We start from the raw sequence: 23,882 nt of genomic DNA, 5'->3' as shown, positions 1-23,882 counted from the left end.
ACATTTCTTTTGAATCTTTTGTGGTTAAATCATTTAATTTATCTCAAAACTGTCGCACTCATCATTCCAATCACAACATCGTTGCTTACGGCAGTTAATTTTATCGATTTTAATTCTTTATTTGGGTTTATTGGCAAGTCTAAAATTGTTGCCGCTCCACCATCAATTTGACGGTCTGAAAAACCTTTTATACTCGAATATTTCGATAAAGTTCCGCCTTTGTATAATTCTCCGGTTTTCAACTGAACACGGTACGGAATTTTATCATCGGGAATTTCAAAAGCAAAATTGTCGTCTAATAAATCCTGCTCAATTGGCCACCAATTGATTGGGTTTTTGAGCTCCAGTTCACAAGTTGAACCATCCATATATTGAACTGTCAATTTTCCATTCACAATCTGCGACTGCATCGGATTGGTAGAACCTGCCATCAAAAAATAGATTTTCTTTCCTTTTCCGTTCAGAGGAATTTCAACCGAATCTGGATAATTGTCCCACAGACTTGCAAATGCAATGTTTTTATCGGTTTTGTCAATTAAAAAAGGAATTCCGAGATAGTCAACTTTGTTGTTTTTCCTTTTATTCATTAAACCAGAATCATCTATTTGGGCGGTGATTAAAGGATAACACCAATTCCCGATTCCTTGCCACGGAAGCTGTAGAGTAGGGTCTTCCTGTCTCGGCGAAAGATATTTTTGATTGAAAATTTCTGTAACTTTTTCATTGTATTTTGAATCCAAAGAAATATTCTTAAACTCACCTTGGTTTTCAATTTCCCAATCTATGATTTCGGTATTTTGTTTAATTCCGTTGTATTCAAGTTCTATAGAATTGGTTCCTTTAGTTAAATATTGGATAGGAATTTCAATCGATGTATTTTGATTTTTTTGAATGTTAAAGGTTTTATTTAAGCCATTAACAGATAATTTCCCGTTAATTATTTGATTTGAATGAGATTGAATGTGCAAAGTTTTATTCGTCCATTTTGTTTCCAAAGAAAAGCGAATATCGACATTTACCGGTTGCCACCAAGTGATTCCGTTTTCTTCAACCTGCACGAAAAAAGTTCCTTTTTTTTCTTTTTGAACTAAATTAAACTGATTATCCTTTCTATTTTTAATCAATTCCTGTGGGTCGTAGATTTCTTTAATTTTCTTTTTATCATCAAAATTCAATTCGAGATTTTCAGAAATATAATTGATGAAATCTGTTTTTTCGGTTTTAATTTCGTCTCCTGAATAGTTAATTTCGACCTTGAAATTTTTTCCTTTTGGTGTTTCAAACTGAATTATAGGCTGTAAAATAGAATTGGGTTTCACTTTCCAATCTACTTTTTTGCCATTTACTTTTACCGATTTGATGTCTGAATGATTCACCGGAATCTGCATTTTCAAAGCAACCGGATTTTGATATTTTGAGTTAAATATATATTCAGTTTTCTTTGAAGTTCTGCTGAAAACAAATTCCCAATCCGGAAGTTTCAGCTCGGCAGAATTCCAGTCTTTTGGAAAACCGGGTTTTATTTCAATAGTTTCGTCTAGTAATTTAGGATAAACGCCAAAAAGTCCTTCGGTTAAAGTTCTTGAGGCAACTCCAATCGGGTCGGCAAAATCTCGGTACAATTCCCCACGAAACGCATCGTAATGAGAAAGTTGTTCAAAATTTCCGGGGCTAATTCCGTAATACATCGATTCAACCAAATTTCCTTTCCAAAGTTGATACGCGTCCTCATTTCTCCCGGCTTGCCAATACGCTAATGCAGTTTGTAAATTTTCCGCCAAAGCGACATTGTTGATGGACCAATCGTAAGGTTGCCAATTGGTGGTAGAAAGTGTATAAAAGTTTTTATTTTCCGCACCAATTGCTGTTACAGGGATTTTTGGAGTGTGATTATTGATGTATTGTAGGTTCTGATAATCCTCAAATTCATTTAATATAAAAGCATCAGAAACGTGATAAATAGACCAAATTCCCGGTTGGTCATGAACGATTTGATTGCCTAAAGCGTCTTTATATTCAGCAAAATAACCTTTGTTTTTAATCCAAAGTTCATTTTTCATGGCTTTTAAAATCGCATCGGCTTCTTTTTCATAAGGTTCAGGATTTTCGCCAATAATTTTTGCCAGTTTCGCCATTTCACGGTTGGCTCTGTAATTATAAGCCGAAGTATGCGTTACTTTTCCACCGGAATATTGTAGCGCATCACTTGCCCAAATCGCCGCATACGCATCGTACAAATCGCCACGTTTAAAGTTTCTTTTTTCCCAATCGATATGACGAACCATTGTTGGCCACATTTTTTTCAGAAATTCTTTGTCGCCGGTATAATTGAAATGCGAAAACATCTGGTCAAAAAATACCAGATTCATATCGTAATGATGCGGTTTTGTATTGTCATTCGGGTTTCGGGAAATATATCCGCTTGAGAAAACCGAAGTTCCCATTTTTTCTGCACTTCTCGCCAAATGAAGCAAAGTATCCATTACAACCGGAGCGGTTTTAGGTTCTAAAACCTGTGAGTTGGAATAGCTTTCGAAATGTTCTTTTGCTCTGTCGTGCCAATTTAAAACATCTGCTGTGTAAGCTCCTCTCCATGCATTCAGACGCATTCTCCACGCAACTGCACCGTGAAGAAAAGTTGGGCTTTCCCAAATTCCGTCTGCGGCAACGGCTAAGTTTGCTCCGAAATTATTCAAATCTGCATCGGGAGTTTTTAACTGAATTCTGTTGGTTAATGTTAAACGAGATTTTTCGGCGTCATTAAAAAGGTTTTTTAATGTTTCATCAGAAAGAATTTTGTCTGATTTTCCTTTTGAAATTTGAATGTAAACCGGATTCTTTTGCGCGGAATAGGTTGCGTAAATAATCGGAGATTTGGATATTTTATTTTGAGTAAATGCAGAAAGGTTTTCTAATGTTTCCGCATCTGTCATCTGTAAAAAAGGGACATTTGAAAAGCTTCCATTTACAGTTTGAACTTCTTTTTTCTTATTAAAATAATTTAACTGAAATTGGTTTTTTAATGCTTGAAACTGATTATTCAGACAATATTCAGGAAGTAAATAGAAACCAGATTCCGGATCTGCCCCAATGTCGCCGTTTCTGCTGAAAGTCGTTCCGCTTGCGCCACCGTAAACCGCATAGATTTTTGTGGAAGAATCGATGTTTTCAGTTTCCATTTTTAAAACCAAACCCTCTTCTTTAGCTTGTGCTAATACTGTCAGTTTTAAACTTCCGTTTCCTAAAATAGCATCTTTAATTTCGTATATCATCGAACCAGGACGGTATCGAGTTTCAATTTTATCAGCTTGTATTAATTTCTTAATCGAATTCCCTTTCTGAATGACGAATTGAAGATTTCCGCCCATTCCCGGAAGATATAAAGCGAATTCTGGCAAATCTCCGGCTTCCACTCTCGACGCACGATTGTCTCCGTACAAAGCACGATTGAAGCGATATTTTCCGTTTACTAGCAGAAAATCTCCTTTGTCTTCTTTGTAATGCAGTTCACGTTCTTTATTTTGCCAATGTTTAGATTGGGAAAAAGTCGGTGAAAAAGCCGATAAAACAAGCAGTCCGGCGAAAATGGTTTTCCTACGCATTTTATTTTTTTAGCTCGGTTAAAGGTTGTCCGTTAACGGTTACATTTTTTAAGGTTACATTTTTTAGGAAATCTACTTTGTATGGAATTTCTACTCCAGTCATTTTTGCATTAATCATCGTAAAATCCGTCACAGGGGAAGATTCGTAAGCATCAGAAAGGATAGCGTATTTTCCGCCTTTCTCCACGATTAAATTTTCTACCCAAATATTTCTGATGGTAGGAATATAATTTCCTGGCTTTTCATAGTGCATATTAAAACGTACCGCTGCTTCTTTGTAAGCACCCACTTTTGTATTGTAGAAAAATACATTTTCGATGGTTCCGCCACGGCTAGAACTTGTTTTGATTCTTAAAGCTCGGTCTAGATTTTTGCTGTCCATTACATTTCCGATCGCGTAAATGTTTCTTGCGCCACCTGCAATTTCGCTTCCTATAACAACGCCGCCATGACCGTCTTTCATTTCGCAGTTTTCGATAATGTGGTTTTCGGCTGGTCTACCGATGTCTCTTCCATCTTCGTCTCTTCCGGATTTAATGGCGATACAATCGTCTCCTGTGTCGAAGTAAGAATCTTTAATCCAAACATTTTTACAAGCTTCCGGATCGAAACCGTCGTTGTTGGGACCGTGACTGATTACTTTTACTCTTTCAATAAAAACATTTTCGCACAAAACTGGATTTAAATTCCACATAGGAGAGTTTTTTACCAAAACATCTGCCATGTAAAAATTTTTCGATTTATAAGGTTGAACGAAATTTGGTCTTAAATAATAACCATCTCCAAAAATTCTTTCTCTTGCCGGAGTTCTGTTCGCCATATACTCATGAAGTTTCGCACGAGCTGGATTTTGTCTTCCCGGGCGAGATTCGTTGTAGCCATATTTTGTTGCACCACACCAAAACCACCAATGGTCGTTGTCTGAATTTCCGTCTAAAGTTCCTTTTCCGGTTACGGCGATGTTTTCTTCTTCATAAGCGTAGATTAGCGAAGAGTAATTCATACATTCCATGCCTTCCCAGCGCGTGAAAACGATAGGGTAGTCTTTGCTGTCTGTACTGAATAAAATGGTTGCGTTGTCGCTCAAATGAAGATTGACATTCGATTTTAAGTAAATAGCACCCGTTAAGAAAACTCCGTCGGGAACAATTACTCTTCCTCCACCTTCTGCATTGCATTTTTCAATGGCTTTTTTGAAGGCTTCTGTGTTTTTTGTTTTTCCGTCTCCAATAGCTCCGAAATCTGTGATTAAGTAATCTGCTTTTCTGAATTTTGGCTTTTTGATTTGTTTTTTTAACGCTTTTATTTCTTTTAAAGGTTGCTTAGTGTCTGTCCACGGTTTGTATTGTGCAGAAATCTGAACCGATATAATGAATGCGACTAATAAGAGTGCTAATTTTTTCATGATGTCTTTAAAACTTATTGGGTGTGAAACTTTTTTTGTTTTCCGACTAATTTATTTGCAAACTAAAATAATTACGCAGAAGAATTATCCTGCACTGTCGGTGTCGGTAAAAATAGCATTAAAAAGCAATCGATTGCACTTAAAAAACTCATGTCTTTTATTTTGTTGATACATAGCAGAAAAAATAATTTTATTTTCTTTTTGATTCAGAATGAAGCATTTTATGTTTTTTTAACATAAATTTTGTAGTTATATAATTTTTCTGCAATCTTCGTTAGAGCCTATTAATTGGGATGATACAGGGCTAAAGTGTAAAAAATTAATTAATAAAACTTAATATTTTAACAATTTATTAAGATATTGTTTGTAGATATATGTTAAAAATTTTAACTATTATTTAAAACGTTCGTTTAAATTGTACTGTAAATTACTTCTAAAAACTCCAGTTTTGTTTATTTGTAGGAGGTTTTGTTAAATTAATATTAATTCTATATTACGTGATTTTAAAAAACACCATATTCTTTTAATTGTTAAATTACTGCTAAAGTGTATAAAAAAGATGTTATGATATTTGCAAAACAAAAATATAATCGTAATTTTACATCACCTTGAATGAGGGAACAAGTCAAGGTAATAAATTTTTTTTCATCATTTGTGTTTTTAGAATCGTATCGCCTGATACGATTCTTTTTATTTTTCATAGTTAAGAAGTAGATCTATAAAGTATGAATAGGTGACCGCACCGTCTTGTTGGTTGCTTTTTAGAAACAGGTCGTTGGTAAATCCAAAAAAATCTTCCAACTTACTTTGATGGCTCATCATAAAGTTTCTTTCATAGGCACGATCGCGCTTCATTGCGGGCGAATATTGTTTAATGATTTTTTCGGCAAAAGCTTGGTCTTCGCTGTAGATGTAGCGTAGTAAACTTTTTAGAGTGGCGTACTCTGCACTGTATTTTAAATCAAGATTTTTAGAGTGTATTCCGGATAAATAAGCGATGAAGTTTGCTTCTTGTTCGCGGGCAAAACCTAATTGATGTGATGCTTCATGCGCTATTGTAAAAGGTAAAATAGAATGCGGTAAATTATGATTAAACTGACTTTCTGCGGTGAAAGGATTGTAATATCCAGAAATTCCGGTAAAGCTCATTACATTGCTAAAAATACTTTCTTTTATCGATTTTTTTTCAAGCGGAGTTTGGGAGGAGATATATTTTGGAAAGCTCTTTTGTTGAGCTAAAATTTCGTTAATCAATCTGTTTCTGTCTTTAATGATAAACACTCCGTTACGATCTTCCGTTACATATTTTCTTGTTTCCTTAGTTTTGTTGAGGTATTTTATGGCTAAAATTTTCGCCTTTTCCACCGTAGGTTTTTCTTGAGAATGAAGCTTCTTTATTATAGGTGTTTGGAAATACATCATTCCCCAGAAAATCTGATAGCTAAAGTAGGAGATATTTAAAAAGATAAGTAGTTGTAGAAGTGCTTTTTTTCTAAGGTTTTTTCTAAAGATTACGTAAACTGTTTTTAATAGAAATAATGAAGCCAAAACATAAAGCAGATCACCAAAAGAAAACGGAATCCAAGAGAAAACTGCAACGTGAATGTTCTTTTGAAAATCATAAAAATTTTCAAAAAAATCAATAAAAAATTTAAAGTTCGAAAATGTATAAAACAAAACAAATTGGGCAAGTAAAATACCTGCCCAAAATCTTTTTTTATAATATGTTTTAGTAGTATTAATGACCACTTCCTTTTGTTATTTTATCAAGGTCAATTCCTTGAGATTTCAAGATACCGCTTACTCTTATTGCATAGAAAGCAAGATAAGCAAAACAAATAACACCTACAATATAACTGAAATGGATATTGGTAAGGTCTGCAACATATCCTTGGATAAAGCTTACAATACCACCACCCATGATCATCATAATAAGATATCCAGAACCTTGGTTGGTGTGTTTTCCTAATCCATTAATTGCTAAAGCAAAAATACATGGCCAAAGTGTAGAGCAGAATAAGCCAACACTTGTAAATGCATAAACAGAAACCATTCCTGTTGTAAACATCCCGATAAGTAATGCTGCAATACCTGCAACAGAGAAAATTAATAGCATTCTTGCAGGGTTTCCTTTACTCATGATATCACAGATAATCATCGCAATAATAATTAAGCCATAAACATAGAAGTGAGAAAGGTCGTGTTTTGCGATGGCATTTACTAGAAGGAAAACTCCGAAAGCTAAGTAGGGAGCTAAAAATCTTAAAATCTTTTTAAATCCGGCGCTTACGTCGAATGCTTCAACAGCACCTGTCCAACGACCAATCATTAATGAAGCCCAGTATAAAGAAATGTATGGCGCTACATCTTTGGTTTCAAAACCTAAGCTTTTTTCCATATATGCAGGTAGATTACTTGCTGTAGATACTTCTACTCCTACGTAAACAAAAATAGCAATCATTCCTAAAATTAACTGAGGATATTCAAAAGCAGATTTTCTGTGCTCTCCTGTAGTAGAGTCGTCTGTCTCTTCAAGAATAGTTGGAGTAACGACAGGTAAAGAGGAGAACTTTAACATGATGGCTACCAAAACGAAAGCAACTCCTAAGATAAGGTAAGGAACTTTTACGCTCTCTACGCTTACGTTATTGTTTGCTGCAGCAGCAGATCCGAAGATCGCAAAAGAAACAATTAGAGGTCCGATTGTTGTTCCAAGGTTGTTAATGCCTCCTGCCATAGTAAGCCTCTGTGAACCTGTTTCACTTGGTCCTACTTCAATGGCTAAAGGGTTGGCTACAATTTGCTGTAATGAAAAACCAAGTCCTACAATAAAGAGACCTGAAATCATTAGAGGGAAAGACCCAAGGTTTGCTGCAGGATAAAAAAGTAAGGTTCCAGCTGCAGAAATAAGAAGCCCTACAATTAAACCATTTTTATATCCTATTTTATTTACAAGGTCTTGTTTTAAACCTTTAGAAATCGCCATATAAATTAAAGAACCAACTGTATATGCAACGTAGAAACAAATCTGAACGAGCATACTTTCGGTTTGGGTTAAATTAAAGGCTTTTTGAAAAACTGGGATTAGGATATCATTACTTGCAGCAACAAATCCCCAGAAAAAAAATACCGTAACGAGAGGAATAAATTGCCCCCAATTGGTTTGTTTGGAATAACTTGACATATTTGTTAAAAATTTCTAAAAACAAATATATAGTATTTCTTTGATTAACTGTGTTCAGTAAGTGTTTTTTTTATTGTCTCAAATGAAGATAATTTAAGATCTTTAGGATTCTCTGTAGGTTCAAGGATATCATTAAAATAAACCTTTACTTTTCCTGGATGTCCTTGTGAGTTATCGAACGGGAAAATTTCTTTTAAACCAATAATGGTAAAAACTGCAATTGGTGAGTTGTGTTTCGAAGAAAGAGTGAAAGCACCGTCTTTAAAATCATCTAAAATAATAGAAGTATCGTCGGGAACGCCGCCTTCGGGGAAAATTACAATACTATTTCCTTCTTCCATTTTTTCGGCACATCGTCTGTACACATCAGCACGGCTTCTTGCACTGCTTCTGTCTACCATTACACAGATTCTTTTATAGATAGTTCCAAAAATAGGAATCTTTTCAAGCTCCTTTTTTCCAACGAAACAAAGCGGATGATTTGGAAAAAGTATGCAAGGAAGCATTATATCCATAATAGAAGTATGGTTAGAGATTACGACATATTGATGGTTTTTGTCGATTTTTTTATTGGTTAGGTTAATGAGTTCATATCGAAGTCCCATTCCATAAAAAATACCATAGCTCCAGATTCTTATAAATTTGTAGGCATATTTATAATGCTTTTTGTTATAAGAAAGTATATAGACCGGAATCCCCAAAATAATAGTGAGTACAAATGCCAGAATAATAAGCCAGCCTCTCCAGAGATAATTTAAAAGTTTTTTTAGGCTATCCATTAAAAATCACTTTTTTCTTTACCGAATAATTTAAAATAGAAACCACTAAGATGGCAGAAATTTTACTAATAATTTCCGGGCTTAAGGTATATATAATTAAATCAATATTATCTTTAAATATAAAACTATAAAAAACCTGAAAAAACAATAAGCTGAAAAGAGTAGAAATCACAGAAACTGCCATAAAATATACAAATTCTTTTCTTTTAGAATGTTTGCCTCTTTCAAAGACAAACCATATGCTCAAAAAATAATTGGTGATAATGCCGCAAGAAGTAGACAAAATGTTACTTAAAGGAAAATGAATTCCGTGAAAGTTTTTTTCTCCAATAAAAAATTGAGGTAAATATGAGCTGAGAATCTTAAAACTTCCTATTTCTACTAATGCGCTAAGACCACCGGCAATAATGAAAAAAAGTACCTGTTTCTGCCTTATCAAGATATCTTTCATGAAATTTAACAATTGCTGCAAAGGTATAACTATATGTTAAACAGTAAAAAAAGTTGTTAAAATATTTTTTGCAATCAAAAATATTTCTAAATTTAATTTTCTAAACCAAGGGTATGATACTCGATAATAAATTCATTTTCAGTTCTTTGTAACTGAAGGTTTTTTCTATCTTGCTAGGCTTTTAAAAGCACATTTCACTCACAGTAATAAACGGTATAATTAAGAATATTTGTATGGAACGTCAAAACAAATACAGAAAATTTCAGCTTCAGCAAAAAAATATTGAAGCTCTAGAAAGACAAAGCTCCCGATTTAAGAGAGTCTACTCTGAATATGAAAACATGTCGGATGATTTATGGGATCTTGAGAATTCTGAGCGGAAAGATGTACCCGACGATTTTTTGGATGCCATGATTCTTCAAACTTCATACCTTGAAGACGAGATTGAAGATTGGTTGCATCAGTATAATACTTCTGATAAGGACCTTAAACAATAGTTTCTGAATAAAGTCATTGTTCTTTGCCTCTCTTTCTCAAGATAAATTCATAATTTAGCACCTTTAAACGAAAATGTAATATATGGTTGCTATAGTTGATGGGGGTTCTACCAAGTGTGACTGGGTTATTTTAGACGACTTTAAACAGGTCTTTATGAAAACCGAAACGATTGGCTTCAACCCGAATAATATCGCAGCTGAACTCATCGTTCCTGAAATTGAAAAAAACTTACATCTGGCTTCAGTCAGAAATTCAATCACAAAAATTTTTTTCTACGGCTCTGGCTGTGGCGTGCCTGAAAACTGCGCGACGATAGAGCGTGAGCTGGGAAAATATTTCAACAAAGCTGAAGTTGTAGCAAAGGAAGACCTTACCGCAGCAGCGTATGCTGCATATAGAGGTGTTCCCGCAATTGTATGTATTTTAGGAACAGGTTCAAACTCTTGCTATTTTGATGGTGAAAATCTTACGATAAAACTTCCGTCTTTAGGATTTCTAATTGGCGATGAAGGAAGTGGTAGCGCCATTGGTAAGCAAGTTGTAAGAAGGTTTTTTATGCAGAAACTTCCGCAAGATCTTCATCAACAGTTTGAAGATACTTATCATCTAACCATAGATGTAGCGCTGAAGAATATGTATCACAACTCTAGACCGAATGCGTATCTAGCAAATTTCAACAAATTTGTAGCCGAAAGAAAAGAGCATCCTTATTTTAAAAACATGATTTTAGAAGAGATGAAAAATTTCTTCGACTATCAAGTTTTGCCGTATGAGGAAGCGAAGAATTGTGAAATCAATTTTATAGGTTCTATAGCCTATTATTATGAAGAGATTTTGCGTTCTGCAGCTCAGGAATTAGGATTACATGTTGGGCACGTTGTACAAAAACCCATCGAAAGCCTTGTGAATTACCATATTCAATACATTTTATAATTAAATCTTACAAAAATAGTTATATATATAAAGACAATTTAAATATATTTCTAAAATTCAAGAGAGCAATTTTTAAAATGACTTAGGAGTTCTGAGCGTTAAGAAATTTGAAGAAAACTACGTTAAAAAATTTCCATTGTTTGAGTGGCGGCAAAAAATAGTAATGAAGTGCGAAAGTGTCGTTTCCGTCCGAGTTTTGGAAATTTTAGGAGTTTTTTTAAAATTTTAGCGAAGAAGTCCAGTCTTGAATTTTTGATTCTTTTGTTTTAAGACAAAAGAATGTAGATATATTTAAACTGTTTAATAGAAATTACTTTAATCAAAAATTAATTTTATGTCAAGTAAAACTCACCGCGACGAAAAAAACTTTAATCAGGCCGCGTTAGATTACCATAAAGCCGAACCGAAAGGAAAGATAGAGGTTATCCCCTCAAAACCACATTCTTCGCAGAGAGATTTGTCTTTAGCTTATTCTCCGGGTGTTGCCGTACCATGTATGGAAATTCATGATAAGCCAGAAACCGTTTACGATTACACAGGAAAAGGAAATCTTGTGGCGGTAATCTCTAACGGAACTGCGGTTTTAGGATTGGGAGATATTGGTGCTGAAGCTTCTAAACCGGTAATGGAAGGGAAAGGTCTTTTGTTTAAAATCTTTGCAGATATTAACGTTTTCGATATCGAAATCAACGAAAAAGATCCTGATAAATTTATTGAAATTGTAAAAGGTATTGCACCAACTTTTGGAGGGATTAACCTTGAAGATATCAAAGCGCCAGAAGCTTTTTATATTGAGCAAAGACTTAAAGAAGAGCTGGATATTCCTTTGATGCACGATGATCAGCACGGAACTGCGATTATTTCTGCGGCGGCATTAATCAACTCTCTACAGATTGCCAACAAGAAAATTGATGAGGTAAAAATGGTTGTGAATGGAGCAGGAGCTGCTGCAATTGCGTGTACCAATCTTTATATTTCTTTAGGATTAAAGAGAGAAAATGTGTTAATGTGCGACAGTAAAGGAGTTATTAACCATAAAAGAGAAAATCTTACTCCGGAAAAACTAGATTTCATTGCTCAAACCGATATTGAAACTTTAGAAGATGCGGTAAAAGGTTCAGACGTATTTATTGGTCTTTCTAAAGGAAATGTGATGTCTCCAGAAATGCTTTTAAGCATGAACGAAAATCCAATTGTGTTCGCTTTGGCAAATCCAGATCCAGAAATAGCTTACAACTTAGCTGTTCAAACACGTAAAGATGTTATCATGGCGACAGGAAGAAGTGATTATCCTAATCAGGTAAACAATGTACTTGGTTTCCCTTATATTTTCCGTGGAGCTTTAGATGTTCAGGCAAAGGGAATTAATGAAGAAATGAAATTGGCAGCAGTTCATGCAATTGCCGATTTGGCTAAAGAACCTGTTCCTGAAGCAGTAATTTTGGCGTACAATCTTCAAAATCTTCAGTTTGGTAGAGAATATTTTATTCCAAAACCATTTGATAATCGTTTGATTACCGAAGTTTCAATTGCAGTTGCAAAAGCGGCAATAGAAAGTGGTGTGGCGAGAAAAACAATCACTGATTTCGAAGAATACAAAAATCAACTTCTCGATAGAATGGGAAGAGACGAGAAATTGGTGAGAATGATGCAAAGCCGTGCAAAAGCAAATCCGAAACGAATTACTTTAGGAAATGCTGAAGAATATAACGTATTGAAAGCGGCGCAAATTCTTTATGAAGAAGGTATTGCTTATCCAAGTTTGTTAGGTAGCAAGAAATATATTAAAGAGCAGATGGAGAAATTCGGAATTCATTTAGATCTTCCAATTATCGATCCTGCAGACGACGACCAAAAAGAAAATCGTAAAAAATACAGAGAAACACTTTGGAAACTTCGCCAAAGAAAAGGTATGAACGAGTATAAAGCGAAAAGATACGTTCGCCAAAGAGATTACTTCGGTCCTTTGATGTTGAAACATGGTGATACCGATGGATTAATCGTAGGTTTCTCTAAAAATTATACCTCTGTTCTAAGACCAATTTTAGAAGTAATTGAAAAAGATAAAGGGGTAGATAAAGTGGCGGCAATGATGATGATTTTGTCTGAAAAGAAACCAATTTTCTTTGCAGATACTTCAATTAACCAAAACCCAACTGCTGAAGATTTGGTAAATATTGCTAAAATGGCAGAATTTACAGTAAAATCTTTCGCCATCGAACCTAGAATTGCAATGCTTGGCTTTGAAAACTTTGCAGCAATTTCTGATACTTCGAAGAAAGTAGCAAAAGCGGTAAGTATTCTTCATGAGAAATTTCCGAAAATGGTAGTGGATGGAGAAATTCAGCCAGATTTTGCGATGAATTCTGATCATTTAAGCGATTATCCTTTCTCAAAATTAGGAACTACTCCAGCCAATACATTCATTTTCCCTAACCTAGAATCTGCGAATCTTTCGTATAAAATTATTAGAGGAATGAAGGTAGCGCAAGTAATCGGGCCAATTTTGATGGGACTAAAACAACCTGTTCACGTATTACAAATGCGCTCAAGCGTAGACGAAATCGTAAACTTGGCAACAATTGCCGTTTTGGATGCTCAAAGAAGAGAGAAAAAAGCATAATGCTTCATTCATATAAAATAGAAACTCCGGAAAAACTTTCCGGAGTTTTTTTATGGCTATTGTGAGATCTATTTTCGATTATGTAATTGATTGATAACCGTGTTTTTACGGATGGGATAACCGTGTTTTTACTTATGATATTGTTTTTTAGGCGCTCTACATTTGTGGTATTAATTACTAAAACAAAACTACAATGAAAACAATGACTACACTAAAACTGACAACATTGGTAATGATTTTTCTTACCGCATTCTCATTAATTACATCTTGTAAAAATGACGATGATGATGAAGTACAGGCAACAGTTTATCCAGAAGAAATGATACTGAGTAGCTATCTGAGTACAACTGGCTATAACCAAACAAATACACCCTACGTAAACAGTGGAAATTATGAATTTGGTTTGGTTTTTACTCCGCAAGTTAATGGAGCAATAAAATCTTTGAAGGTGAATATTCCTGATATAAATGCTAACCTAAGAATTACCATTTGGGATGTCGCTGCAAATACTGTTGTACGTACAGAAACGGTGAATGTTGCCACTGCAAATGCAGATGTAAGCAAAACAATCAGCCCAATCAATCTTGAAAAAACAAAAAAATATGCAATTACGATGAATAGCGCAGATTGGAATAATAGGAAAAAAACAAACAATAGCGCAGCTACTTATCCTGTAACAGCCGGAAATATCGTAATCAACGAATATCGATGGGCGACTTCCACTGCCACACAACAGATTTTCCCCACAAATATAGGAACTGATTATTATGCGGGAGACGTTGATTTTGTTTTCCAGCAAACCAACTAATTATATGAAACAGAAACTCCGGAAAATTTTTCCGGAGTTTCTTATTTTTAGAAATCGATAATTTTTTCACCTTATAACTTCTAAATTCATAAACAAAAGTTTTAAAATCATTCCTATGTGAGATGAAAGTATTACTTAGTTTAATTTACTATATTTGGGAGTTATAAAAAATGATAATGATATTTTCTTTACAGGGAACCGTACAGGAGCTTAGCCCAACTTATGCCGTGATTAATGTAAACGGTGTGGGGTATTATGTGGGCATAAGTTTAATGACCTCTCAAAAACTTATTTTCAACAAAGAGTCTTTCTTATTTATCCAACAAATTATTCGTGAAGATGCACATTTACTTTTTGGGTTTCATACCCGTTTAGAGAAGGAAATGTTTAATCTTCTCATCAGTGTAAATGGCGTGGGAGCGGTTTCTGCGCTTATTTTATTGTCTACTTTGAATCTTGAAGAAATAGCTTCGGCAATTTTATCAGGCAACAGCGCATTGATCCAAAAAGCGAAAGGAATTGGTGCTAAAACTGCCGAAAGAATCATCGTAGATTTGAAAGACAAAGTACAGAAATTCAATACAGCAGGAGAGGAGATTTCGAATGTGGTAAATAATAAAACCAAGGAAGAATCGTTATCAGCATTAGAAGTTTTGGGAATTCCGAAGAGGATGAGCGAGAAGATCGCAGACCGTATTTTGAAGCAAAATGCAGACATTACAACGGAAGAACTCGTAAAGCAAATTTTAAAAAATATTTAACGTTTGGTGAAAAAGATTAATTTTCTCAATATATTTTTAATTTTATTTCTCCTGTTAATCTCAGGTAGTTTGTTTGCGCAGCAGCCACAGCAAGGAGGGGTAGATATTAAAAAAAACTGGGAGGTAGAAGACCCTACCTATTACGACGCATATTACGACATTAAAACTGGGATGTATTTTGTCTATCCAAAGATAGGCAATACAGTTACAGGCCCACCAACTCCTATGTCTCCAGAAGATTATAAAGAGTTTATGGATGCGCAACAGGCAAAAGCGTACTACAGAGACAAGTCTAATCGCTACAGTTTAATGTTCCGAAAAGATAAGGAAGCGGCGGCGAAATTGGGCTTAATCCCTTCGCTTACAATTAATAACAGACTTTTTGAAAGCATTTTCGGAAGCAATAAAATTGAAATTATTCCTTCTGGGTATGCTTCTTTTGATTTTGCAGGGTTGTATCAGAAAATTGATAACCCTTTGATTTTGCCTCAAAACAGAACCAGTTTTACGTTTGATATCGACCAACGAATTCAGCTTGGATTAATTGGTAAAGTAGGTGAAAATCTTCAGTTGAAAGCCAATTATGACACCCAAAGTGGTTTTGCTTTCGAGAACCGAATGAACTTGGTTTGGCAGGCAAAAGGAACTTGGAAAGATTTACAGCAAAAAGGGTTAAATGAAGTAAATAAACCCAACGCAGGAGGCGAAGATAAAATCATTAAAAGAGTAGAATTTGGTAATGTAAATATGCCACTTTCCACAAGTTTGATTCGTGGTTCTGAGTCGCTTTTCGGGGTGAAGACAGAATTTCAGCTCGGGAAAACTTATGGTACAGTTGTGCTTTCTCAGCAACAAGGTGAAGCTCGAAATATCGTAGTACAAGGCGGTGGTGTAATGAATACTTTCAAAGTAAACGCTATCGATTATGAAGAAAATCAGCACTATTTTATTGGGCATTATTTCTTGAATAATTACGATTTGGCATTACAAAATTATCCACAAATTAACTCGAAAATTAGTATTTCGAGAATTGAAGTTTGGGTTTTAGACCAAGGAAACAGTAATCTTTCCTATCAAAAAAGTATTGTTGGGGTTAGAGATTTAGGTGATGGCGTTTCTGGTTTGCCAGATAACACGCAAAATAACCTTTACGCTTCGGTAATTGGTTTAGGAGCAGGGCTTAGAAATGCAGACCAAACTTATAACACCATCAATGGGCAGGTTTTGCCTAATGCAAGTGGTGGTTCAGAAGCTTTTGTAGATGGTGAGCAATTTATTTTTAACAGAAAAGCAAGACGTTTAGCGTCTAGTGAATATACTTATCATCCGCAGTTAGGATACATTTCATTAAATCAAAAATTAAACGATCAGCAACTTTTGGGAGTTTCGTTTTCATATACCGTAAACGGAAGCAGCCAAGTTTATAAAGTTGGGGAATTCTCGGAAGAAAGCCCTGTTTTGGTAACGAAATTATTGAAGCCAAATACAACGGTAAAAACAACTTCACCAATGTGGCAGTTGATGATGAAGAATATCTATTCTCTAGACGCTGCGCAGATTGATAAAGATGGTTTCATTTTAAATGTTTTATACCGTGATCCTAAAACAGGAGGTAAGGTAAACTACCTTCCGAATACTAATGTTGAGAATACGAACCTCTTGAAGTTATTAAACTGGGATAGATTGAATCTAAACGGCGACGTACAATCTAACGGAAATGTTTTAGGAGACGGTGTTTTTGACTTTGTAGATGGATTAACCATTAAACCAGAGCTTGGAAAATTAATTTTCACAAAAGTTCAGCCATTCGGAAGTCACATGCAGACAATACTCGGAAGTAATAATCCGCAGTACGTATTTTCGGACCTTTATAGCCAACAAAAACAGGTAGCAAGTGCAAATAGTTTAGCACAGAGATATACCTTAGAAGGGCGTTACAAAGGAACGCAAGGACAGGGTATTTCTTTAGGTGCGGTGAATGTTCCTCAAGGTTCAGTGAAAGTTTCTGCCAACGGAGTTCAGCTTACTGAAGGAGTAGATTATACCGTAGATTACATGCTTGGAACGGTTACGATTATCAACGAAAATGTGAAACAATCGGGACAGGCAATTAATATTTCTTTGGAAAACCAACTTACCTTCAATACACAACGTAAAAGATTTTTAGGGTTAAATTTAGAAAGAAGAGTAAACGAAAACTTCATTTTTGGAGGTACAGTCGTTAATTATTCCGAATCGCCTCTTACTCAGAAAGTAAATTATGGTCAAGAAGCTGTAAACAATACAATGGCGGGTGTAAATATGCTTTACAACAATCAGCTGCCATTTTTAACCAGATTAACAGATAAAATTCCGGGGATTAATACAGAAGCGCCTTCTAATTTAAACTTTAAAATGGAAGCGGCTTACCTTATTCCGGGAATCAATAAAGGAACCAACGATCAATCTTACATAGACGATTTTGAACAAACCACTTCTAAAATTTCTTTAAAAGAACCTACAGCGTGGAGTTTGGCTTCAAAACCGGAAAAAAACCAGTCGAATCCTCTTTTTAATGGAGCGGGAGCAAACGATAATATCACAAACGGATATGGAAGAGGCTTACTTTCGTGGTACAACATCGACCCAAGATTCTGGGGTGTTGGTGGAAAAGCGCCAGACGGAATTACAGCACAGTCGGTTTCCAATCACGCTTCGAGAAGGGTGCAATATTCTGAAATTTACAACAACAGAGATTTCGTAGCAGGAGAACAAACCTTTACAAATACTTTCGATATTTCTTACTATCCATCTGAAAAAGGACCTTACAACGTAAATCCTGCTGCCGAAACTACTTCGCAAAGATGGGCGGGAATTATGAGACCGATTTCGGTTTCCAACTTCGTAAACTCGAATATCGAATATGTGGAATTTTGGATGATGGATCCTTATGCAGACAAGAAACCATTGAGCTTACCGGGAGGACAGCCAAAATTGTTGCTGCAACTAGGAAATGTTTCTGAAGATATTTTGAAAGATGGTTTGATGCAGTATGAAAACGGATTACCAATTCCTTCTTCTCCTTCAACAACCACTTCTTCAAACTGGGGAGTTCAGCCAAAGCAACCTGCAATTTTGTATGCTTTCTCATCAGAAGGAGACGAGAGAACGGCGCAGGATTTAGGGTACGATGGGTTAAGCTCTGATCAGGAAGCCGCAAGATTTGGTAATACTTTTACAAACCCTGTTACTGGTTTAGTAGATCCAGCGGTAGATGATTTCTTATTCTATATGTCTGAGAAATTTACAGGTAATTTAGCATCATCTATTGTTCAGCGTTATAAATATTTCAGAAACCCGGAAGGAAACTCGAAAAGTAACTCTCTTGAGGTAGCGTCTCAAACTCCGGATGCAGAAGATATCAATAAAGACTACAACTTAGACCAAAGCGAAAGTTATAACGAATATGTGGTAAATTTAGACCAAGCGAGTTTAACTTTAGGTCAGAATAATATTGTTGATGTAAAAACAGTACAGGCCACTTTCCAAAATGGGCAAACTGACGATGTGAAATGGTACTTATTCAGAATTCCGGTTTCAAAATATAACGAAACTGGAGCAGGAGGAGATAAAGATGCTTCTATTTTGAACAACGTTCGTTTTGCAAGAATGCTTTTAACAGGTTTTGATAACGTTTCTACTTTAAGATTCGGAACTATGGATTTGGTGCGATCAGATTGGAGAAAATATCCTAACCAAATTGCAAGTACTACAGTAACTTCTCCAAATGAAGGAACTACAGGATCTGCTACAATGAATGACAACTTCGAAGTAGGAAGTGTAAACATTGAAGAAAATGCGTTGAACCAACCTCCGTATGTTTTGCCTCCGGGAATCGACAGACAGGTGTTAAGCGGAAATGCAGGTGCACAAAGACAAAACGAATCTTCACTTTATTTAAAAGTGAGAAATATGAGTGATGAAGCAAGAGGAGTATTTAAAAATACAAGTCTTGATATGAGAAGATATAAAAAGTTACAGCTTTTTGTAAGTGCTCAAAACCTAGATTTACCTACTACTTCTATACTTGATCCAAATGTAAAATTCTTTATTCGTTTTGGTAGTGATGCATCAGATAACTATTATGAATATGAATCTTCATTAAAGTATACTGCAAATACAGCTACTTCAGCATTAGAAATTTGGCCATTAGAAAATGAGGTGAATTTTAATATTCAGGATTTTGTAGATGCTAAAATTAGGAGAGACAAAGACTTCCCTACAGGAATTGTAGATAGAAGAAAAGATGCTCAATTCGGAGATAACAATAAAGCAATTTATATAAAAGGGCGCCCAAGTTTAGGAAATATTACCACCATTATGATTGGTATTAGAAATAATCAAAGAGGCGGTATTGGCGCAAATGGTAGAGTTCTTTGGGTAAACGAAATTCGTCTTTCTGAAATTGAAAACGACGGCGGTTATGCTGGAAATGCAAGCTTAAATTTCAACCTTGGAGATTTTGCTACGGTAAATACAAGTGCTTCTTATACTTCAGTTGGTTTCGGGAACATCGATTCTAAACCTGCTGAAAGAACGCAGTCTACACAATCTGCTTTCAACATCAATACAGCGGTAAATGTAGATAAATTCTTACCTGAAAAATCTGGGATGAAGATTCCGGTGAACTATTCTTATGCACAAACTATTGAAGATCCTAAGTATAATCCTTTGGATACAGATGTAGAATTCAGCAAAGCGGCCAACCGTGAAGAACTGAAGAAAGTGGCAAGAACCTACACACAGCAAAGAAGTATTGGTGTGGTAAATATGCACAAAGAAAGAGTAAACCCAGACAAAAAACCTAAGTTTTACGATGTTGAAAACATTTCGGTAACTGCTGTTTACAACGACGATCATTACAGAGATATTTATACCAAGAAAAATTACAGACAGTATTTACGAGGGTATATTGATTATAATTATCAGTTTAAACCTTGGGCTATTAAGCCGTTCAATAAAATGATTAGCGATACCGCGCGATCTACGAAATATTTGAAATGGGTAAAAGAGTTTAATTTCAACCCGATTCCGACAAGATTGTCTTTCAGAACGGAGATTGATAGAAATTATAACGAGCTTGAGTTTAGAAATGTAGATGCTATTTTAAGTGGGAATTTAGGAGAAGATTTCGCAGCGATCAAAAACAGAAACTTCTATTTTGGATGGCAATATGGTTTAGGATTTAATTTTACAAAATCATTAAAACTGGAAATCAACTCTGCAACTAGAACTTTAAATGATCAGATTGATGTAAATACAATGGATAATTCTTCCATCTTTGGAAATGTATTCAGAGCAGGAAGACCTGTTTTGTACAATCACAGAGTTCAGCTGAATTATAAGTTGCCGTTCCAGTATTTACCATACTTAGAATTTATCGATGCTGAGGTTGGCTACGGTTTCACCTATAACTGGAATGCAAGATCTACAGCATTGCTTACAAGTCCGGATGGAAGTTTAGGATCAATTGGGCAGAATACCAATACCATTCAAGGGAATGCATCGGCAGATTTACCGAGATTCTTTGGGCAGTTCAGTTATTTCAAAAGAATTACTGAAACTTTAGGCAAAAGAAAAAGAGAGATAGATTCTCTAAACAACTCTTATACGCAAGCGTGGGAAAAGAAAAGATACGCATACAAAAAATATAAGTTTAAGAACAGACTTACTGTAATGCAAGGTGCTGCGTTTTTCTTAACCTCGTTTAAGCAATTAGATGTTACGTATTCAGAAAATAATGGTACGGTACTTCCTGGTCTTATCTCTGCGCCAAATTGGTATGGAGTAGGGCAAACGGTTGGAGGTCCTACTATTGGTTTCCTTTTGGGTTCACAGGCGGATATCAGAAGAACAGTTATAGAAAATGGATGGGTAAGCGACTCTGAATATATGATTGATCCTTACGTGAGAATGTCGACACGAGATTTGAGGATGAATTTACAAATGATGCCGATTAATGATTTGAGGATAGATTTTAATGTTCTTCAAACCTACAATAGAAATTTCTCACAGACAGGTTTCAACTACAGAGACGGTTTTGGGAATGCCAATCCAAACCTCACATTTGCAACAGATATGGTAACGTATTCTAATACGGTAAATATTACAAGTACTTCCTTTAAAGATGGAATGGCTGTGTATGCTGCCATAAGACAGAATGCAATGCAGATTTCGCAGCAATTGGGAGGTGCTCCTGGAGCCGATGGTTTTGCACCGGGATATAGCATTGCTAATGCTTATGTGTTAATTCCTGCATTCAGAGCGGCGGTAGAAGGAAGAAGCCCGAAAGAAGTCGGAAATCCTACAAAAGCTGGAATACCTATCCCGAACTGGAAAATTACATGGTCTGGTTTAAGAAATATTCCTGTAATAAACGGTCAGTTTACCAAGTTTGACCTTCTTCACAGCTATAGTGCAACATATACAGCAACGGGAGTTCAGGCAAGTATTGATTACTTTAATAATGTAGGAGGGTTGGATGTGAATAATGATTACATCAATCCGTTCACATTCTCACAAGTGGGTTATGTAGAATCTTTCTCACCTCTTATTGGAGTAGATGTTACCATGAGAAATAATATGCAGTTTGGTATTCAGTACAACAGAAACAGAATGTTGTTGCTTGGTTTGGTAAACCATACTTTAACTGAAGATGCCAATTCAGAATATGTTGTTCGCTTAGGATACATTGTGAAAAACTTCAGATTAGGAAATACCAATACAAGAGGAAAAAATAAAGGATCAGATCTCAATATAAGAGGCGACATTTCTCTTAGAGACAGCCAAACCAGTATCATGAATATTTTGCTAAATGATTCTCAGGTAACCGGAGGTCAAAGATTAATGAATATTAAACTGTCTGCAGATTACAACGTATCAGAAAGTTTAAATCTTAGAGTATTCTACGAACAGATGACTTCGAAATACAAAATTTCAACAGCCTTCCCGCTGTCTACCGTAAGAGCCGGAATCTCGGCAACATTTACATTCGGAGATGCCGGTGGTTTCTAAAATATTTAAAAAAATCCCTTTCAAAACTGAAAGGGATTTTTGTTTCTTTTAAATTTTATAATTATTTATTTCGAAGCTTTGGTTTTAAATTAATTGAGGAACTCAAGCCTGAATTAAAAAAAAATAGCAAAATGCCAGAGAGTCCCAAAGGGACGACTTAGCAAAGGATAGGATAAAATCCTATCAAAATTTAGAGCATCCCAATTTCCAGTTATTGCATAGTCGTTTTATAATATAGCGGTTACAAGTTCAATTTTAGCTTCCGTATTTATAATTATAGCGTCTGCCTTTTTAATTCCTGCATCTGCATTTTGTATTATAGCGGTTGTAAATTCAATTTTAGTGTCTGTATTTTATATTATAGCGTTTGCAAGTTCAATTTTAGTATCTGCATTTTCAATTCTTGTGTCTGCATTTTATATTATAGCATACCAACTTTTTGATATGTGCTGAAATTTTTTTTAAAAAAGTCTTTCTTTTATTTTTGGTTATACATTCCAAAGCTTTAACTTCCCTAAACCCTAAACCCTAAACCCTAAACCCTAAACCCTAAACCCTAAACCCTAAACCCTAAACCCTAAACCCTAAACCCTAAACCTTAGCCTATTATAAAGCCTTTCTCGTTACCCAAAGTCTCAACCTAAATAAAAATGAAACTTTTCTTTTGACCATTTATCAATTTTAAATAAATTTGTCGCTATAAAAAATTAAAAATGAATACACCTGCAGAACTAAAGTACACCAAAGATCACGAATGGATCAAGATTGAAGGAAACATCGCTACTATCGGTATTACAGACTTCGCACAAGGCGAGTTGGGAGATATCGTATATGTAGATGTAGATACAGTAGACGAAGATCTTGACGGGCAAGCCGTTTTCGGAAGTGTAGAAGCAGTAAAAACAGTATCAGACCTTTTCCTTCCAATTGCTGGGAAAGTAATCGAGTTCAATGCAGAGCTTGAAGATCAACCTGAACTTTTAAATTCAGACCCATACGGAAACGGATGGATCATCAAATTGGAAGTTGCTGAAGGAGCAGATCAGTCAGAATTGCTTACTGCAGAAGAATATCAAGCTATCATTGGATAAGCTTCGTACAATATTTAGTAAGATTTTGCCCATTTATTGGGCATTTCTTACTTATATGCTCCTCAAACCCGGACAAGAAAACCATGAGTATTGGTTTATGTTCAATGGGATCGATAAGGTTTTACACCTTAGTATATTTGCGGCATTGGGTTTTCTTTTCATTGCTGCTTTTCCCAAAATCAAATTCTCATATTTCATTCAGATCATCCTGATCTACGCCTTCCTTACAGAAATTTTACAAGAAGAAATGCACCTAGGTCGTTCCATGGAAACCCTAGACTTAGTTGCAGATACCATCGGCTGCCTTATTGGCTATTATATATATAAGTATATCACAAAACTATTTTAGTACATCCCCTTTTCCCACCATAACCCATCACTCACCACTCATCCCTTATATTTTTTTAGAAGCTGTTTCCCGCTGTTAATTTATGCTGAGCGTAGTCGCAGCGCTCTATCTTTTTTTCGTCGAGGCTCCTCACAAAAGGATGCCGTTCCCATGGGGGCTAGGATATGAGTATAGGTAATGAGTAATAAAGGATAGGTTATTTTCTTACCGCTACAATTAGATTTATATTACAACAACCCCCAACGTAGCACTCCAACCCTCCAACCCTCCAACCCTCCGACTCACCAACGCACCCACCGTCCAACCCTCCAACCCAACAATTAATAATTAACAATTAACAATTAA

14 protein-coding genes are annotated in these 23,882 nt (G+C 35.4%); 8 read left to right on the top strand and 6 right to left on the bottom strand.

The genetic code is table 11. The features are described from left to right. Positions 1-38: 38 nt before the first annotated feature. From AC2A1D_RS13645 to AC2A1D_RS13620, 6 genes are all read right to left on the bottom strand, one after another. Entirely contained in the window at positions 39-3,602 is a 3,564-nt protein-coding gene (locus AC2A1D_RS13645) for a DUF4450 domain-containing protein (protein ID WP_484044141.1), read from the bottom strand. 1 nt (position 3,603) lies between these two features. Then, complete coding sequence (locus tag AC2A1D_RS13640; RefSeq protein WP_484044140.1) at positions 3,604-5,007, bottom strand: glycoside hydrolase family 28 protein; 1,404 nt, start codon at positions 5,005-5,007, stop codon at positions 3,604-3,606. A gap of 690 nt (positions 5,008-5,697) precedes the next feature. After that, the gene (locus tag AC2A1D_RS13635; protein ID WP_484044139.1) at positions 5,698-6,756 is read right to left on the bottom strand and encodes a DUF3810 domain-containing protein; all 1,059 of its coding nucleotides are present in this window, start codon (positions 6,754-6,756) and stop codon (positions 5,698-5,700) included. After that, on the bottom strand, positions 6,746-8,191 hold the full coding sequence (locus AC2A1D_RS13630; protein WP_484044138.1) for an MFS transporter: 1,446 nt from the start codon (positions 8,189-8,191) through the stop codon (positions 6,746-6,748). The genes AC2A1D_RS13635 and AC2A1D_RS13630 overlap by 11 nt, the downstream gene beginning before the upstream one ends. Before the next feature lie 44 nt (positions 8,192-8,235). Then, positions 8,236-8,970, bottom strand: a complete 735-nt coding sequence (locus AC2A1D_RS13625; RefSeq protein WP_484044137.1) for a lysophospholipid acyltransferase family protein — start codon at positions 8,968-8,970, stop codon at positions 8,236-8,238. Next, the gene (locus AC2A1D_RS13620) at positions 8,963-9,421 is read right to left on the bottom strand and encodes a GtrA family protein (protein WP_484044136.1); all 459 of its coding nucleotides are present in this window, start codon (positions 9,419-9,421) and stop codon (positions 8,963-8,965) included. The genes AC2A1D_RS13625 and AC2A1D_RS13620 overlap by 8 nt, the downstream gene beginning before the upstream one ends. A 233-nt stretch (positions 9,422-9,654) precedes the next feature. Between AC2A1D_RS13620 and AC2A1D_RS13615 the strand changes: the two genes are divergently transcribed. The 8 genes from AC2A1D_RS13615 to AC2A1D_RS13580 all read left to right on the top strand — a co-directional run bounded on the left by AC2A1D_RS13615 (position 9,655) and on the right by AC2A1D_RS13580 (position 23,537). After that, positions 9,655-9,918 (top strand): hypothetical protein, encoded by a 264-nt coding sequence (locus tag AC2A1D_RS13615; RefSeq protein WP_484044135.1) that lies wholly within the window; start codon positions 9,655-9,657, stop codon positions 9,916-9,918. An 82-nt stretch (positions 9,919-10,000) separates the two neighbouring features. Beyond that, a complete protein-coding gene (locus AC2A1D_RS13610) occupies positions 10,001-10,852 on the top strand; it encodes a BadF/BadG/BcrA/BcrD ATPase family protein (protein ID WP_484044134.1) in 852 nt (283 codons plus the stop codon). Positions 10,853-11,186: 334 nt separating this feature from the next. Next, complete coding sequence (locus AC2A1D_RS13605; protein WP_484044133.1) at positions 11,187-13,475, top strand: NADP-dependent malic enzyme; 2,289 nt, start codon at positions 11,187-11,189, stop codon at positions 13,473-13,475. Between the two features lie 193 nt (positions 13,476-13,668). Further along, entirely contained in the window at positions 13,669-14,283 is a 615-nt protein-coding gene (locus AC2A1D_RS13600) for a hypothetical protein (protein ID WP_484044132.1), read from the top strand. A gap of 176 nt (positions 14,284-14,459) precedes the next feature. Continuing rightward, complete coding sequence (gene ruvA / locus AC2A1D_RS13595) at positions 14,460-15,044, top strand: Holliday junction branch migration protein RuvA (RefSeq protein ID WP_484044420.1); 585 nt, start codon at positions 14,460-14,462, stop codon at positions 15,042-15,044. Positions 15,045-15,050: 6 nt separating this feature from the next. Next, complete coding sequence (sov, locus tag AC2A1D_RS13590; protein ID WP_484044131.1) at positions 15,051-22,097, top strand: T9SS outer membrane translocon Sov/SprA; 7,047 nt, start codon at positions 15,051-15,053, stop codon at positions 22,095-22,097. A gap of 713 nt (positions 22,098-22,810) precedes the next feature. After that, positions 22,811-23,188 carry a glycine cleavage system protein GcvH gene (gcvH, locus tag AC2A1D_RS13585; RefSeq protein WP_484044130.1) on the top strand — a complete coding sequence of 126 codons (378 nt, stop codon included), beginning with the start codon at positions 22,811-22,813 and terminating at the stop codon, positions 23,186-23,188. A 25-nt stretch (positions 23,189-23,213) separates the two neighbouring features. Continuing rightward, on the top strand, positions 23,214-23,537 hold the full coding sequence (locus AC2A1D_RS13580; RefSeq protein ID WP_484044419.1) for a VanZ family protein: 324 nt from the start codon (positions 23,214-23,216) through the stop codon (positions 23,535-23,537). The last annotated feature ends 345 nt before the right edge of the window (positions 23,538-23,882 follow it).

It is taken from the genome of Chryseobacterium sp. HNCC26DJ239 (assembly GCF_057180445.1).
This window is presented reverse-complemented; position numbering and strand designations above follow the sequence as displayed.

What these genes read in the sequence shown, in the direction of transcription:
- AC2A1D_RS13645 (WP_484044141.1), bottom strand. Translation starts at nt 3,602, where the DNA reads ATGCGTAGGAAAACCATTTTCGCCGGACTGCTTGTTTTATCGGCTTTT.
- AC2A1D_RS13625 (WP_484044137.1), bottom strand. Translation starts at nt 8,970, where the DNA reads ATGGATAGCCTAAAAAAACTTTTAAATTATCTCTGGAGAGGCTGGCTT.
- AC2A1D_RS13610 (WP_484044134.1), top strand. Translation starts at nt 10,001, where the DNA reads ATGGTTGCTATAGTTGATGGGGGTTCTACCAAGTGTGACTGGGTTATT.
- gcvH (WP_484044130.1), top strand. Translation starts at nt 22,811, where the DNA reads ATGAATACACCTGCAGAACTAAAGTACACCAAAGATCACGAATGGATC.
- AC2A1D_RS13615 (WP_484044135.1), top strand. Translation starts at nt 9,655, where the DNA reads ATGGAACGTCAAAACAAATACAGAAAATTTCAGCTTCAGCAAAAAAAT.
- AC2A1D_RS13620 (WP_484044136.1), bottom strand. Translation starts at nt 9,421, where the DNA reads ATGAAAGATATCTTGATAAGGCAGAAACAGGTACTTTTTTTCATTATT.
- AC2A1D_RS13630 (WP_484044138.1), bottom strand. Translation starts at nt 8,191, where the DNA reads ATGTCAAGTTATTCCAAACAAACCAATTGGGGGCAATTTATTCCTCTC.
- ruvA (WP_484044420.1), top strand. Translation starts at nt 14,460, where the DNA reads ATGATATTTTCTTTACAGGGAACCGTACAGGAGCTTAGCCCAACTTAT.
- AC2A1D_RS13605 (WP_484044133.1), top strand. Translation starts at nt 11,187, where the DNA reads ATGTCAAGTAAAACTCACCGCGACGAAAAAAACTTTAATCAGGCCGCG.
- AC2A1D_RS13600 (WP_484044132.1), top strand. Translation starts at nt 13,669, where the DNA reads ATGAAAACAATGACTACACTAAAACTGACAACATTGGTAATGATTTTT.
- AC2A1D_RS13640 (WP_484044140.1), bottom strand. Translation starts at nt 5,007, where the DNA reads ATGAAAAAATTAGCACTCTTATTAGTCGCATTCATTATATCGGTTCAG.